The 16,037-nt window shown below is 71.8% G+C and carries 11 protein-coding genes; 9 read left to right on the top strand and 2 right to left on the bottom strand.

Going from position 1 to position 16,037, the window contains the following annotated elements:
* Positions 1–46 precede the first annotated feature (46 nt).
* The 8 genes from OHA73_RS04410 to OHA73_RS04445 all read left to right on the top strand — a co-directional run bounded on the left by OHA73_RS04410 (position 47) and on the right by OHA73_RS04445 (position 10,519).
* Positions 47–1,999 carry a glycoside hydrolase family 127 protein gene (locus tag OHA73_RS04410; protein ID WP_327654238.1) on the top strand — a complete coding sequence of 651 codons (1,953 nt, stop codon included), beginning with the start codon at positions 47–49 and terminating at the stop codon, positions 1,997–1,999.
* Positions 2,000–2,084: 85 nt separating this feature from the next.
* Complete coding sequence (locus OHA73_RS04415; RefSeq protein WP_327654239.1) at positions 2,085–3,788, top strand: ABC transporter substrate-binding protein; 1,704 nt, start codon at positions 2,085–2,087, stop codon at positions 3,786–3,788.
* A 6-nt stretch (positions 3,789–3,794) separates the two neighbouring features.
* Positions 3,795–4,754, top strand: coding sequence for an ABC transporter permease (locus OHA73_RS04420; RefSeq protein WP_327654240.1), 960 nt, complete (start codon positions 3,795–3,797; stop codon positions 4,752–4,754).
* A complete protein-coding gene (locus tag OHA73_RS04425; protein ID WP_266717189.1) occupies positions 4,754–5,749 on the top strand; it encodes an ABC transporter permease in 996 nt (331 codons plus the stop codon). The genes OHA73_RS04420 and OHA73_RS04425 overlap by 1 nt, the downstream gene beginning before the upstream one ends.
* 41 nt (positions 5,750–5,790) lie before the next feature.
* On the top strand, positions 5,791–6,636 hold the full coding sequence (locus OHA73_RS04430) for an ABC transporter ATP-binding protein (RefSeq protein ID WP_327654241.1): 846 nt from the start codon (positions 5,791–5,793) through the stop codon (positions 6,634–6,636).
* Positions 6,633–7,502, top strand: coding sequence for an ATP-binding cassette domain-containing protein (locus OHA73_RS04435; RefSeq protein ID WP_327654242.1), 870 nt, complete (start codon positions 6,633–6,635; stop codon positions 7,500–7,502). Before OHA73_RS04430 ends, OHA73_RS04435 begins: the two co-directional genes overlap by 4 nt.
* Positions 7,499–8,941: an aminopeptidase P family protein gene (locus OHA73_RS04440; protein WP_327654243.1), complete on the top strand. Its 1,443-nt coding sequence runs from the start codon at positions 7,499–7,501 to the stop codon at positions 8,939–8,941. The genes OHA73_RS04435 and OHA73_RS04440 overlap by 4 nt, the downstream gene beginning before the upstream one ends.
* Before the next feature lie 162 nt (positions 8,942–9,103).
* Positions 9,104–10,519 (top strand): MFS transporter, encoded by a 1,416-nt coding sequence (locus OHA73_RS04445; protein ID WP_327654244.1) that lies wholly within the window; start codon positions 9,104–9,106, stop codon positions 10,517–10,519.
* Between the two features lie 60 nt (positions 10,520–10,579).
* Here the strand turns inward: OHA73_RS04445 and OHA73_RS04450 are convergent, their stop codons facing one another.
* Both OHA73_RS04450 and OHA73_RS04455 read right to left on the bottom strand, forming a co-directional pair.
* Positions 10,580–11,701, bottom strand: coding sequence for a hypothetical protein (locus OHA73_RS04450; protein ID WP_327654245.1), 1,122 nt, complete (start codon positions 11,699–11,701; stop codon positions 10,580–10,582).
* A gap of 218 nt (positions 11,702–11,919) precedes the next feature.
* Entirely contained in the window at positions 11,920–12,567 is a 648-nt protein-coding gene (locus OHA73_RS04455) for a PAS domain-containing protein (RefSeq protein ID WP_327658407.1), read from the bottom strand.
* 236 nt (positions 12,568–12,803) lie between these two features.
* Here OHA73_RS04455 and OHA73_RS04460 point away from each other — a divergent pair, with 236 nt between their 5' ends.
* A complete protein-coding gene (locus OHA73_RS04460) occupies positions 12,804–15,992 on the top strand; it encodes a cytochrome P450 (RefSeq protein ID WP_327654246.1) in 3,189 nt (1,062 codons plus the stop codon).
* Positions 15,993–16,037 lie beyond the last annotated feature (45 nt).

Genomic DNA, 16,037 nt, shown 5'->3' on the forward strand with positions numbered 1-16,037 from the left:
TTTCGACGCAACGGCACCCAAGTACACGCCACTTGGAGGACTGATCGTGCGGCACCCCTCTGAACGTCTCCGACCGCTCCCCGGCGCCCAGGTAAAGCTCGTCGGCGGCCTCCTCGCCGACTGGCAGCGCCGCAACCGCGAGGCGACTCTGCCGCACACGGTGGAGCAGCTCCGCGCGGCGGGCAATGTGGACAACCTCCGCAGACTTCTGCCGGATGAGAGCGGGGCCACCGCGTTCCGCGGGCGGTATCCGTTTCTCGACACCGACGTCTACAAGACGTTGGAAGGGCTTGTATACGAACTGGCCGAGCGGGATGGCGAGTTGGGCGGTGAGTTGGGCCACGAATTGCGCGGTCGTCTGCGTGACTTCTACGAGGAGGTCGTCACGCTTCTCAAGCGGGTCCAGGCGCGCGACGGGTACCTCAACTCCTATTACCAGGACCCCGACCAGGCCAAGGAACCCTGGTCCGACCTCGCCTGGGGGCACGAGCTCTACTCCTTCGGACACCTCGCCCAGGCCGCGATCGCCGCTCACCGGCGGCTCGGCGACCGGCGGCTGCTCGATGTCACCGTGCGTTTCGCCGACCTCGTAGTGAAACGTTTCGGTCCGGGTGGCGAGGAGGCCGTCTGCGGGCACCCCGAGGTCGAGATGGCTCTGGTGGAGCTGTACCGGGAGACCGGGGACGACGCCTACCTCGCGCAGGCCCGGCTCTTCATCGACCGGCGCGGGCAGGGGCGGCGCAGCGGGCTGCGGCACAGCGTCTTCCCGCCCTCGTACTTCCAGGACGAGGTGCCGCTGCGCGAACTGCCGTCGGTGACCGGGCACGCGGTGCGCATGGCGTATCTCGCGGCGGGTGCGGCTGACGTGGCGCTGGAGACCGGCGACGGCGCGCTGCTCGACGTGTTGGGCCGACTGTGGGCCGACATGGCGGCCACGAAGCTGTACGTCACCGGGGGCCTGGGCAGCCGGCACTCCGACGAAGCGGTGGGCGACCGCTTCGAGTTGCCCTCCGAGCGTTCCTACAGCGAGACCTGCGCGGCGATCGCCACCATGCAGTGGGGCTGGCGGATGTTCCTGGCCACCGGGGACGCCACGTACCTCGACACCTTCGAGACCGTCCTCTACAACGCGTTCGCGGTCGGCCCCTCCGCCGACGGCCGCGCCTTCTTCTACGACAACCCGTTGCAGCGCCGCGCCGACCACGAGCAGCGCAGCGGCGCCGAGGCCGAGGGGGAGCTGCTGCGCAGGCCCTGGTTCGGGTGCCCGTGCTGCCCGCCCAACATCGTGCGGTGGATGTCCCAGCTCGGCGAGCACCTCGCGGCCGAGCGCACGGACGAGCTCGTGGTCGCCGGGTACGCGACGGCCCGGATCGACGGCCAGGAGCTGGCGGTCGACATGGTGACCGGGTATCCGTGGGACGGCGAGGTCCGCCTGACGGTCCGTACGGCGCCGGAGCGGCCCTACGCCCTCACCCTGCGCGTACCCGGCTGGGCCGACCCGGGCGATGTGCGGCTCACCGTGTGCGGGGAGGCCTCGGACCCCGATGTGGCGGACGGCTGGGTGAGCGTCCGGCGTCTGTGGCGGGTCGGCGACGAGCTCGTGCTGCGGTTGCCGATGGCCGTGCGCGCCCACGGTTCCCACCCCTACCTGGACGCGACCCGCGGCGCCGTCGCCGTCGCCCGCGGCCCTCTCGTCTACTGCGTCGAGCAGCAGGACTGCGGCGTCGACATCGACGACGTGACGCTCGACGTGGCCCAGGTCGCGGCCTCCCGTCCGCGTACGGACACGGACTTCGAGGGCGCGGTCGTCCTCGACGCGGAAGCGGGCGTCGCACCCCCGACGTCGCCCGAGCTGTACCCCGTACTGACCGGCACCGCCACGTCCGCCGCGTCCGCCGCGGACACCGCCGCCAAGACCACCGGCCTCACCCTCGTCCCCTACTTCCTGTGGGGCAACCGCGAGGCAGCATCCATGCGGGTCTGGATCCGGCGCGCCTGACCGCCGGTCCTCCGCCTCCCCCTCGCCTGTCTCTCCCCCTCGCCCCTCTCGCCCTTCCCCCTCTCCGCACTCTCCAGAAGGCGTCATGAGAAAAGCAATAGCCCTGCCCGCCGCCGTCCTGTGTACCGCGCTCGCCCTGACGCTCTCCGCCTGCAAGGGCGGCGGCGCGTCGGCCGCCAAGGAGGCCGACCCCGGCGCGGCCGCCGCGACCGGTGGCACGGTGCACGTCCTGGCCAACGCCGACTTCTCGCACCTCGACCCGGCCCGCGGGTTCGACGGCGGCGTCAACAACTTCTATCGCCTCATCTATCGCACCCTCACCACAACGGCGGCCGCCCCCGGCGCCAAGGGAACGAAGATCGTCGGTGACCTGGCCACCGACGCGGGCAAGCCGTCCGACGACAACAAGACGTGGACGTTCAAACTGAAGTCCGGCACCGCCTTCCAGGACGGCTCCGGCATCACCAGCGAGGACGTCAAGTTCGGGGTCGAGCGCGCCTGGGACCCTGATGCCGGGATCGGCTCGCCGTACGCGAAGCAGTACATCGAGGCGCCGGACGACTACCAGGGTCCGTACAAGTCGGGTGGCCTGTCGAGCATCGAGACGCCGGACGAGCACACCATCGTCTTCCATCTCAAGAAGGCGACCGCGCAGTTCGGTTACATCGCCGCGCAGCCCACGTTCACGCCGTTCCCGAAGGGCACCGGCACCAAGGCGGCCTTCGACCGCGAGCCCATCGCCTCGGGCCCGTACAAGCTCAAGAGTTATCAGCACGGCTCGAAGCTCGTCCTCGTACGCAACAAGGCGTGGAAGCGGTCGACGGACAACGTGAGGGACGCGAAGCCGGACAGTTTCGTGTGGACCTTCGGTCTGGACCCGGCGACCATCGACGAACGTCTCATCGCCGGGCAGGGCGCCGACGCGAACGCCATCACCGGGGCCGCCCAGCTCCAGCCGGCGAGCGTCTCCCGCGTCCAGACCCCGCAGCTCAAGCAGCGCACCCTGTCGGGCATGACGGGCTGCACCTCGTACATGAGCATCAACACGAGCAAGGGTCCGCTCAAGGATGTACGGGTCCGTCAAGCCATCGAGTATGCGGTCAACAAGCAGACGACTGTTGATGCGCACGGCGGTTCCTCGCTCGCGACCGTCGCGACGTCCATCGAGCCGCCGGGCATTCCGGGCCGTGACACGACCGACGTGTACCCGAGCAAGGGCGGCACCGGTGATGTGAAGAAGGCCCGCAAGCTCCTTGCCGAGGCGGGGCGTTCCAAGGGCTTCACGTTCACGCTGGACACCCGGGCGGCCGGTGTGGAGCAGGCCACGGCCGTCGCGGTGCAGCAGTCCCTGAAGCGGGTCGGCATCAAGGTCAAGGTCAACACCATTGACACGTCAACGTTCTACGAGGTCATCGGTACACCCTCGCAACAGCACGACGGCGCGCTGACCGGCTGGTGTCCCGACTGGCCGGGCGGCAGCACCTTCCTGCCGCCGCTGTTCGACGGCCGCAACATCTCCGGCAGCGGCAATCCGAACATCGCCATGCTCGACGACAAGAAGATCAACGATCGGATGGACGCGATCGAGGCGATGAGTGATCCGGACGCGCAGAACGCGGCGTACGGGAAGCTCGACGGGCAGATCATGAAGCTGGCGCCGATCGTGCCGCTGCACTACACCAAGGTCGTCTCCGTCACCGGCGACAACATCGCGGGCGCGTATCTCAGTCAGTCGTTCTCCGGCGGCATCGACTTCGTCTCCGTCGGCCTCGCGGACCCGGAGAAGTAGCCCGCCATGTCCACTTCCGTCCTCCACGAGGCGCAGCCGGGCACGGCCGGCGCGCCGCCGGGCACCGAGCTGCCCGGCTCCACCGGGCGCCGGGTCCTGCACGCCCTGTCCCGCGATGTCGGGGCGGTGCTCAGCACCGCCTTCCTGCTCCTGATCGTCCTGATGGCGCTGTTCGCCCCACTGCTCACCATGATCACGGGGCACGGCCCCGACGCCTTCGACCGCGCGGCCGTCGACACCGACATCGGCGGCCTGCCGCGCGGCTCGTTCGGCGGGATCAGCGCCGAGCACTGGTTCGGCGTCGAGCCGCAGAACGGCCGCGACGTGCTGGCGCGGATCGCCTACGGGGCCCGTACCTCACTTCTGATCGCCGTCGCCGCCACCCTGATCACCACCGCGATCGGCACGGTGCTCGGGGTGCTCGCCGGGTTCCTGCGCGGCTGGGTGGACACGGTGATCTCCCGGCTCATGGACTTCCTGATGGCGTTCCCCGCGCTCATCTTCATGATCGCGATCCTGTCCGCGCTGCCGGGCAGCGGCCGGGCGCCGCTCCTTGTCGTCGTGCTCAGCGTGTTCGGCTGGCCGTATCTGGCGCGCGTGGTGCGCGGGCAGACGCTGGCGCTGGCCGAGCGGGAGTTCGTCGAGGCGGCCAGGGCTTCGGGCGCGGCCAAGTGGCCCCTGGTGTTCAAGGAGATCCTGCCGAATCTGCGCAACTCGGTCCTGGTCATGGCGACGTTGTCGGTGCCTGGCTACATCGGTACGGAGGCGGGTCTCTCCTTCCTCGGCGTCGGCGTCACCCCGCCGACGGCGTCGTGGGGGCAGATGATCGCGAGTTCCGTCTCCTGGTACCAGGTCGACCCCCTGTACTTCGCGATCCCCGGCGCCTTCCTGTTCGGCACGGTGCTCTCGCTGACCGTGCTCGGCGACCGGATCCGGCACGCCCTCGACGCGGGGGAGGCCGTCTGATGGCCCGTTATCTCGCCGGACGCCTCGCCTGGGTGGCTCTCATCCTCGTGGCTGTCTGCGTCTTCACGTACCTGATCTTCTTCCAGCTCTCCCCCGACCCGGCCGTGATGATCTGCGGCAAGACCTGTACCGCCGAGCGGATCGAGACCATCAGGTCGTCCCTCGGTCTCGATCTGCCGTTCTTCACGCAGCTGTGGGACTTCCTCAGCGGCATCGTCGTCGGCCGCGACTACGGCAGCGGCGCGAACCTCGTGCACTGCCACGCCCCCTGCCTCGGCTACAGCTTCCAGAGCGGCCAGTCCGTCTGGGACATGGTGCTCCAGCGCCTTCCCGTGAGCGCGACCGTCGCGATCGGTGCCGCCGTGCTGTGGCTGCTCGCCGGGGTGGCCTGCGGGCTGCTCAGCGGCGTCAAGGAGGGCACCTGGTGGGACCGCGGCGCGATGAGCCTCGCGCTCGGCGGCTCCAGCATCCCCAACTACGTACTGGCGCTGGCCCTTCAGTACGTGCTCGTGGTCAAGCTGCAGATCCTGCCCTTCCCTGCGGCGGTCTCCTTCGGCGACGATCCGCAGATGTGGCTCGAGTCGTATCTGATGCCGTGGATCGTGCTCGCCACCGGATACGCCTGTCTGTACGCGCGGTTGACCCGCTCCAACGTCATCGACACCCTCTCCGAGAACTTCGTACGTACGGCGCGGGCGAAGGGGCTGCGGCCGACGCTGCTGATGCGTCGGCACGCGCTGCGACCCGCGCTCACCCCCATCACCACGCTCTTCGGCATGGACTTCGCGGGGCTGCTCGGCGGGGCGATCATCACCGAGACCGTCTTCGGGCTGAACGGCGTGGGCAAGATGGCCTCCGACGCGATCTCCAAGAACGACCAGCCGGTCATCATGGCGGTCACGCTCCTCGCGGCCTTCTTCGTGGTGCTCGGCAACCTCGTCGTCGACGTCCTGTACACCTTCCTGGACCCGCGCGTGAGGATCACCGCGTCATGACTTCCGAGATACCGAACCAAAGAGCAGCTACAGAAGGCCTGTTGACGGTCGAGGGGCTGACCGTCACGTTCCCCACCGGGCGCGGGCCCGTCGACGTCGTCCGCGATCTGTCGTTCACCGTGGAGCGGGGCGAGACCCTCGGCATCGTCGGCGAGTCCGGCAGCGGGAAGTCCATGACCTCGCTCGCGGTCATGGGCCTGCTTCCGCGCGGCGCGCGCACCAGCGGCAGCGTCCGCTTCCAGGGCCGCGAGCTGCTCGGCCGCCCCGACCGGGAGCTGCGCCGGCTGCGCGGTGACGCGATGTCGATGGTGTTCCAGGACCCGCTGTCCTCGCTCAACCCGTACTACACGGTGGGCCTGCAGATCGCCGAGGCCTACCGCAGCCACCGCGGCGGCTCGCGGCGGACGGCACGCAGGCAGGTCATCGAGGCGCTCGGCCAGGTCGGCATCCCGAGGCCCGCCGAGCGTGTGGACCACTTCCCGCACCAGTTCTCCGGCGGCCAGCGCCAACGCGTCATGATCGCCATGGCGTTGGTGTGCGAACCGGCGCTGCTGATCGCGGACGAGCCGACCACCGCCCTCGATGTCACCGTGCAGGACCAGATCCTCACGCTCCTCACCGAACTCCAGCAACAGACCAGCACCGGCATGCTGTTCATCACCCACGATCTGGCGGTGATCGCCAACCTGGCGGGCCGTGTGCTGGTGATGCGGGGCGGCGAGCAACTGGAGTACGCGACGACGGAGGACGTCTTCTGCGCGCCCCAACACGCCTATACGAGAAAGCTGTTGGAGGCGATCCCCCGCATCGACGACGAACTGGCCGAGCCCGGCGGGACGCTCGCCGATCTCACACCTCTCGGCGCGGCACAGGAGGCCCCCCGGTGACCCTCGACCACTCCGACTCCGGGCGCGTGCCACTGCTGCGTGCCCGCGGGCTGACCAAGACGTTCACCACGCGCGGCTCGCTCGGCCGCACGTCCGAGACCACCGCGGTCGACGACGTGAGCCTCGACATCCACCCCGGCGAGACGCTCGCCGTGGTCGGCGAGTCCGGCAGCGGCAAGTCGACCACCGCGCGCCTGGTGGCCAAGCTGATGGAACCCACCGCCGGCACCCTGGAGTTCGCGGGCGAGGACGTGACACGCGCGGGCGGCGCCGCGCTCGCCCGCTTCCGCAGCAACGTACAAGTGGTGTTCCAGGACCCGTACTCCTCGCTCAACCCCCGGCACACCGTCGAACGCATCCTGACCGCCCCGCTCGACTACCAGCACCTGCCGGTCCCGGGAGGCCGCCGCGCCTTCACCCGCGAGCTGATGGAGCGCGTCGGCCTCAACCCGGACCACGCGCTGCGCTATCCCGCACAGTTCTCCGGCGGCCAGGCGCAGCGCATCGGCATCGCCCGCGCGCTCGCGGTCGGCCCGCAGCTGGTGATCTGCGACGAGGCGGTGTCCGCGCTCGACGTGTCGGTGCAGGCCCAGGTGATGAACCTGCTGCTGCGCCTGCAACGGGAGAACGGCTTCTCCTACCTGTTCATCGCCCACGATCTCGCCGTGGTCCGCCGGATCGCCCACCGCGTGGCGGTGATGCACCAGGGACGTATCGTCGAGTCCGGCCGCGCCACGGACGTCTTCGACCGGCCGCGGGACACGTACACCCGCACCCTGCTCGGGGCGATCCCGCGCATCAACCCGGAGTGGGACCGCCGCCGGCGTGCCGCTCCCCGGACCTCTCAAGGACTGGAGTCGGCATGACAGAGACGACCCCCGCCACCTCCGCGCCCAGGTCGAGCACCCCGGATCCCCGGATGCCGCGCCTGGCCGAACTGCCGGACTTCGCCGCGTACATGGGCCAGGGCTGGGACGAGGCCGACCGGACGCCACCGACCGTGCCGGGGGTCGCCGATGCGGCCGCCGCGCACCGTGCGCGGCTCAGTGCGGAGTTCGCCGGGCGGCCGCTCGTGGTCGCCGCCGGACGGGCCCCGGTGCGCAGCAATGACACCGCGTACGACTTCCGGCCCGACAGCGACTTCTACTGGCTGACCGGTTGCGCGGTCGAGGGCGCCGTTCTGGTGCTGCGTCCCGCGCCCGGCGGGCACGACGCGGTGCTGTATCTGCCGCCGCCGGCCCGCCCCGGTGAGACCGGGTTCTTCGCGGACGCGGCGCACGGCGAACTGTGGGTGGGCCCGGCCCCCGGTCTGGACGACTGGCGCGAGGCGCTGCGCGTGGACACGGCGCCGCTGGGCGCCCTGGACGAGGCGCTGGCCGCGTGCACGTCGCAGGGCCCGCTGCTCACCGGCCCGCTGGATCCGGACACCGCCCGCCGCCACGGGATCGCGGTCTCCGCCGACCTCGGCCGGGCGCTCTCCGAGCTGCGCATGGTCAAGGACGCGTGGGAGATCGGCCAGCTGCGCGAGGCCGTGAACCGTACGGTCGAGGGCTTCGCCGCGGTGGTCCGCGAGTTTCCCGCGGCCGTGCGCGGCGGTGGCGAGCGCTGGCTGCAGGGCACCTTCGACCGCTACGCCCGCACGTACGGCAACGGTCCCGGGTACGCCACGATCGTGGGCAGCGGCCGCAACGCCGCGACGCTGCATTGGGTGCGCTGCGACGGGCCCGTGGCCGAGGACGCGGCGGTGCTCCTGGACATGGGTGTCGAGACGCGCAGCTACTACACGGCCGACGTCACCCGCACCTTCCCGGCGTCCGGCCGCTTCACCTCCGCCCAGCGCTCCGTGCACGACCTGGTGGAGCGCGCGCACCGGGCCGGGCTCGACGCCGTGGGCCCGGGGCGGGACTGGGCCGACTTCCACACGGCGTCGATGGAGGTGGTCGCGCGCGGCCTCGACGACTGGGGGCTGCTACCGGTCTCCGTGGACGAGGCCCTCTCCCCCAAGGGCCAGCACCACCGCCGCTATCTGGTGTGCGGCATCGGCCACCACCTCGGCCTCGACGTGCACGACTGCGCCCGCGCCGACTACTCCGCGTACCAGGGCGCCCGCATGGCTCCCGGCATGGTGCTCACGGTCGAGCCGGGCCTGTACTTCCACGCCCATGACACGACCGTGCCCCCGGAGCTGCGCGGCATCGGGGCACGCATCGAGGACGACATTCTGGTGACCGGTGCCGGTTCGGAGGTGCTGTCGGCCGAACTGCCCCTGGATGCGGCGGGGTTGGAGCGGTGGATGGCGGCATAGGCGGACCGCCACACCTTTACGTGTCTCACATATCGAACACCCATTACCGGTGAGTGAGACACATGAAAGGTTGTGATCCTCGTACCGTCCGACCGGTGCGAGGGTCGCCGGCGTCGAGTGCCGGTGGACGTACACCGCAACACCCCTGGGATTGACCCGAAGATGTCCGCTTCTGCCACCGGCCCGGCCCCTGCCACGTCCGCCGCGCCGTCACCCGCCTCCGGCCCGAACCCGGCCGCGCCGGTCAACCCGCGCTCGCGGGTCCTGATCGCCAGCCTCATCGGGACGACGATCGAGTTCTACGACTTCTACGTCTACGCGACCGCCGCCGTACTCGTCTTCCCCGCGCTCTTCTTCCCCAGCAGCGACCCGACCACCGCGCTCCTGTCGTCGTTCGCCGTGTTCGGCGCCGCGATGGTGGCCCGGCCCATCGGCGCGGCCTTCTTCGGGCACCTCGGTGACCGGCTCGGCCGCAAGAAGACGCTGGTCGTCTCGCTGCTCACGATGGGCATCGCCACTTTCCTGATCGGCGTGCTGCCCACGTACGGGTCGATCGGCTGGGCCGCCACCGCGTTCCTCGTGCTGATGCGGCTCGCGCAGGGCTTCGCGCTCGGCGGCGAGTGGAGCGGCGCGGCGCTGGTCGCCACGGAGAACGCGCCTCCGGGCAAGCGGGCGCTGTGGGGCACGTTCCCGCAGCTGGGCGCGCCGCTCGGGTTCATCATCGGCAACGGCCTCTTCCTGGTCATCGCCGCCCTCCTGCCGTCCGCTGCGGGCGCCGACCCCTCGCAGCCTTCGCAGGCGTTCCTGTCGTGGGGCTGGCGGATCCCGTTCCTGTTCTCGGCCGTGATGGTCGCGATCGGCCTGTGGGTGCGGATGCGCCTGGTCGAGGCGGAGGTCTTCACCAAGACGCAGGAGACCAAGAAGGTCCGCAAGCTGCCGCTGGCGACCGTGTTCCGGCACCACTGGAAGCAGCTGATCCTCGGCACCTTCGCGATGCTGGCGACGTACGTGCTCTTCTACCTGATGACGACGTTCTCGCTGAGCTACGGCCGCACCGCGAAGGACGCCGCCGTCCCCGGGCTCGGCTACAGCTACACCACGTTCGTCCTGATGCTGATCTTCGGCGTGGTCTTCTTCGCCGCGTTCACGCTCATCTCCGGGCCGCTGGCCGACAAGTACGGCCGCCGCAAGACGCTGGCGTGGATCACTGCGGGCATCTTCGTGTTCGGTCTGGTGTGGGTGCCGCTGATCGGGCTGGGCACGCTCGGTGTGGTGCTGTGGCTGGTCCTCGGCTTCACGCTGATGGGCCTCACCTTCGGCCCGATGGGCGCGCTGCTCCCGGAGATGTTCCCGACGTCCGTGCGCTACACCGGCTCCGGCATCTCGTACAACGTCAGCTCCGTCCTCGGCGCGGCCGTCGCCCCGTTCATCGCGGTGGCTCTGTGGGATGCCGGCGACGGCTCTCCGTGGCTGGTCGGCGTCTACCTGTCGGCGATGGCCGTCCTCACCTTCGTCGCGCTGCTGTGCAGCAAGGAGACGAAGGATGTGGCACTGGAGGCGGGCGAGAGTCCGGCGTAACCACCCTCTGCGTAAGAGCCCGGGCCGCCCTTCGTGGGCGGCCCGGGCTTTTGCGCCTACTCAGCCGCGGCGGCCGCGGGAGGTGACGCGGCGGTGACCGGCCCGGACGAGGGTGATGGCCAGTCCGAGCGCCGTGAGCAGGCCCGCGCCGAACAGGAGCGGGCGCGCCGACGACGGCCCGGTGTCGGCCAGTTGGTCGCCCGACGGACCACCGGTGGGAACCGAGGTGGTCGGGCCGGGAGACGGCGGCGTCGAGGTCGGAGTCGGGGTCGCGCTGGTGGGTGACGGCGTCGGGGTCGAATTGGTCGGCGACGGGCTCGAGCAGCCCTCGCCCGGCGTGTAGCTGAAGGTGATCCGGCCGTTGCCGGAGCGGGCACCGTCGCTGAAGGTGCTCCCGGTCGGCCCGATGCTGGACCCTCCTCCGCCGCCGCCCCCGGAGTTCTCACCGCCTCCGCCGCCGCCACCGCCCCCGCCGATGGCACCGCCGCCCCCGCCTCCGCCGCCCGCGCCACCGGTCGTGCCGGTGGGAGCGATGTCGGCGTTTCCTGCGCCGCCGGTGCCACCGCTGTCCGGGGTGCCCGCCCCGCCGTCCTCGCCCGCCAGAGTGGGGCTGTTGTTGATCACCGTGCCGCCCTGACCGCCGGCCGCGCCCTTCCCGCCGGCCTGGCCTCCTCTCGCGGCTCCGACGGCGGCCCCGTCGTCGCCGCCGTCGGTGCCGTCCCGGCCCCCGCTGCCGCCGTTCACATCGGGGAGCCAGCCCGCCGCCCCGCCACCGCCCCCGGCGATGATCAGGGGGCTGCCGGACCGGAGCACGGTGCTCGCGCCGCCGCCTCCGCCACCGTCGGGCCGGTCGGTCCCCGCACCTCCGGAGCCACCACCGTTGTAGCCACCGGTGGTGCTGCTGCCCTGTCCGCCGACCTGCACCCGGAACACGTTGCCCGGTGCGACCGTCAGCTGGGCGCTCACCTGGCCGCCCAGACCACCGGTCGAGGGCGCCACGGAGCCGCCCTGCGCACCGTCGGCCACCACTTGGAGCCGGCACACGCCCGCGGGCACCACGAAGCCCTGCCCGCTGCCGGTGTACCCGAACGTCGCCGTCTGCGGCGCGGCGGCGGACGCGGCCGGCGTCGCGGCCTGCCCCACCGCCAGCAGTGCGGCGGATCCCAGGAGAGCCCCGGCCACGCCCAAGGGTGCCGTGCGAGCGATGCGGGTCCGGCAGGCGGCCGACCGCTTACGGGGGCGCTCCCCCGCGGTCCGACGATGAGGTGTCACAGGAAATGACCTCGTTCCAGAGCGGGGGCCGTGCGCTGACGGCATGGGACGTCAACCTGGCTACCACGGCACACCAATGGGGTTCCCGGCCGACACTCGCCCCGCAGCGGAGGAGTCATCCGTCCGGCTCAGCCCCCGGCGCCCTGCCCCGCTCTTCCCTCCGAAGCCCCGTCCACCGGCTCCGCCGACGCGAGCCGCGGCGGCCACACCCCCGCCACCAGCACACCCTCCGCATACGCCCGGGCGACCAGTTCCGTGCGGTTCGACGCGCCCCAGCGGCGCGACAGTTGGCGCAGGTGGTAGGTGACGCCGTCGGTCGTCAGGCCGGTCTCGCGGGCCGTGCGGGCCGTCGTCGCGCCCGCGGCGAGCAGCGCCAGGATCCGCGCCTCCTGCGGGTGCGCGGGCGCGGACGCGGACGGCTTCGCGTCGGGCCCGACGGCCGTGTCGAGCACCCGTACCGTCACCAGCAGGTCGGGCACGCGGTTCGCGGTCTCGCTCACCGTGTCGACGATCAACTCGCCCCGGCGCCGCGCCCCGTCGCCGCCGCGCCAGGCCACCGCCACCGTGTAGCGCGAGCGGCGGCGCGCCTTCTGCGCCTGTGCGATCCGGTCGACCTGTGCCGCGTCGACCGGCGCGAACAGGTCGAGGATCGCGCGCCCCTTGAGGCGGCCCGCGGTGGTGCCCCACTCCAGGGCGAACGCGGCGTTCACCAGCCGTACGTCGCCGTAGGGATCGCACACCGCGACCGGCATCGGGATCCGGTCGAACAGCACCATCGCGCGATTGCGCCACAACACGGCGTCCCCGGTGTCCACCGACGCCTCGCCTCCCGCCTCCGTACGTACCGCTGTGCCACGGACGGCGCCCGCGCACAAGTCCGATACACCGTCAGCCACTACACAATCATGTAGTGGACCTGGCCTGGCCGGCAGGGGGAGCGGATCAAGCTGGAAGGCGCAGCTCCCCCACGCTGCGACAGCAGGTTCCCCCTCGCGAAAGGCACCGCCCCACCATGCCGGACTCCGCGCCCGCCCCCTCCCCCACGCCCGACGGCGGCGCCTACGCCGCCGCCGGTGTCCCCGTCGTCGACGTCACCGCCACCGGCCTCGGCCCCGGACCGCTGCAGCAGATCATGGGCCTGATGCGGGAGCACGGTCCGCAGCTGGTGCGGCGGGTGCACGGCCGGGACGCCCTGTTCGTCTCCGAACTCGACCTCGTCACCGAGCTCGCCGACGAGACGCGGTTCGCGAAGAGCATCGGCCCGGCGCTGCGCAACGTCCGCGAGTTCGCCGCCGACGGCCTGTTCACCGCCTACAACGACGAGCCGAACTGGGCGCGCGCCCACGACATCCTGATGCCGGCCTTCGCGCTCGGCTCCATGCGTACGTACCACCCGGTGATGTACGAGGTCGCGCGCCGCCTCGTCGACTCCTGGGACCTCGCCGCCGCCGACGGCAGCCCGGTCGACGTGCCCGGTGACATGACCCGGATGACGCTCGACACCATCGGACTCGCCGGATTCGGCTACGACTTCGCCTCCTTCGCGAGCAGCGAGCCGCACCCGTTCGTCGAGGCGATGGTGCGCTGCCTGGAGTGGAGCATGAAGCGCCTGGCGCGGGTGCCCGGCGGCGACTACGAGGCCGCCGACGCGGCGTTCCGCGCCGACGCCGACTATCTCGCCCAGGTCGTCGACGACGTGATCAGCGCGCGCGTCGAGAGCGGCGAGCGGCACACCGACGACCTGCTCGGTCTGATGCTGACGGCGCAGCACCCGCAGGACGGCTCCACGTTGGACACGGCCAACATCCGCAACCAGGTCATCACATTCCTGATCGCCGGGCACGAGACGACGTCGGGCGCCATGTCCTTCGCCCTGTACTACCTCGCCAAGAACCCGGCCACCCTCGATCTCGTACGCCGCGAGGTGGACGCCCTGTGGGGTGACACCACGGACCCGGCGCCGGACTTCGACGAGGTCGGCCGGCTCACGTACACCCGGCAGGTCCTCAACGAGGCGCTGCGCCTGTGGCCCACGGCCGCCGCGTTCAGCCGGGAGGCGCGCGAGGACACCCTGCTCGGCGGCCGCATTCCGCTGCGCGCGGGGCAGGCCGTGACCGTCATGTCGCCGATGCTGCACCGGCAGCCGGTGTGGGGCGACAACCCGGAGCGCTTCGACCCGAACCGGTTCACGCCGGAGGCCGAGGCGGCGCGCTCCCCGCACGCCTTCAAGCCCTTCGGCACCGGTGAACGGGCCTGCATCGGGCGGCAGTTCGCGCTGCACGAGGCGACGATGCTGCTCGCGATGCTCGTGCACCGCTACCGCCTGGTCGACCACGCCGACTACGAGCTCTCCGTGAAGGAGACCCTCACCCTGAAGCCGGACGGCTTCACCCTCACCCTCGCGCCGCGCACCCCGGCCGACCGCCGACACACTCCCCTGCCCGGCGCCGCAGGCAAGGCCGAAGCGGACCTGGTGTCCGACACACTGCCGGCACGGGTACTGCCCGGCACCCGCGCCCTGTTCCTGCACGGCAGCAACTACGGCACCTGCACGGGGCTCGCCGCGCAGCTCGCCGACGAGGCCGCCGCGCTCGGCTGCGAGACGGAGGTCGCTCCGCTGGACGCGTACGCGGAGGGTCTGCCGACCGACCGCCCCGTGGTGATCGTCGCCGCGTCCTACAACGGCCGGCCCACCGACGACGCCGGGCAGTTCGCCGTCCGGCTCGACGCCGACACACCTTCGGACGGCGTGGAGTACGCCGTGCTCGGTGTCGGCGACCGCAACTGGGCCGCCACCTACCAGCACTTCCCCACCCGCATCGACGAGCGCCTGGCCGCGCAAGGCGCCGAGCGGCTGTGCGAGCGGGCCGCCGCCGACGCCTCCGGCGACCTGGGCGGCACCGTCCGCGCCTTCACCGCCGACCTGCGCACCACCCTCCTGGAGCGGTACGGGGACCCCGAGGCCACCGCCGCGAACACCCCCGCCGAGCCCACCACCTCCTACGAGATCCGCGAGATCACCGGCGGGCCGCTGGACGCCGCGGCGGCCCGGCACGGGCTCGCTCCGCTGACGGTCACCGAGGCGCGCGACCTGACGGCGCCCGGCCATCCCCGCGTCAAGCGGTTCGTGCGGCTCGCGCTGCCCGATGGTGTGTCGTACCGGACCGGCGACCACCTCGCGGTGCTGCCCGCGCACGAGGACGGGCTCGTCGAGCGCGCGCTGAAGGTCCTCGACCTCGACCCGGACGCGCTGCTCGACATCCGGGACGCCCGTCCGCGGCGCGACGCCCTGCCCCTCGACCGGCCCGTCACCGTACGCGAACTGCTCACGTACCACGTCGAGTTGCAGCACCGGCCGGGCCCCGACGAGGTGGCCGCGCTCGCCGCCGCGAACCCCTGCCCGCCGGAGGCCGCCGCGCTGCGGGAGCTGTCCGCAGACGACCCGCGCACCTTCCTCGACCTGGTCGAGGACCACCCGGCGCTGCGCGACGTCCTGAGCTGGGACCTGCTGCTCGGGCTGCTCCCGCCGCTGCGCCCGCGCCACTACTCCATCTCGTCCAGCCCTGCCGAACTCCCGGGCCACGTCGACCTGATGGTGTCCGTGCTCGACGCGCCCGCCGCCTCCGGCACCGGCCGCTACCGGGGCACGGGCTCGCACCACCTGGCCGCGCTCCGCCCCGGTGACACCGTCCTCGGCCGTGTCCAGCCGTGCCGCGACGCCTTCCGCATCGGACCTGACACCCCCGAGCCGGTCATCATGATCGCCGCGGGGACGGGTCTCGCCCCGTTCCGCGGAGTGGTCACCGAACGAGCGGCGCAGGGCGCCCAACTGCCGCCCGCGCTCCTCTACTTCGGCTGCGACCACCCCGAGCGGGACTTCATGCACGCCGACGAACTCCGGGCCGCCGACGCCGCGGGCGCGGTCTCGCTCCGCCCCGTCTTCAGCGACGCCCCGGTCGACGGCCACGCCTTCGTCCAGCACCGCATCGCCGCCGAGGGCGCCGAGATCGGCCGCCTCCTCGACGCCGGGGCGCGGGTGTACGTGTGCGGGGACGGCGCCCGGATGGCACCCGGCGTCCGCGCCGCGTTCCGCGCACTGCACCGCGAGCGCACGCCGGGCGCCGACGAGTCCGCGGCCGAGCAGTGGCTCACCACACTGATGGCCGAGGGGCGTTACGTGGAGGACGTGTACGGGGGCTGACCGCACATACCCCCACGGGGCCGGTCGGCGCCCGTGCGCCCCGAG

The sequence above is a fragment of the Streptomyces sp. NBC_00483 genome (assembly GCF_036013745.1).
Taxonomy (GTDB): Bacteria; Actinomycetota; Actinomycetes; order Streptomycetales; family Streptomycetaceae; genus Streptomyces.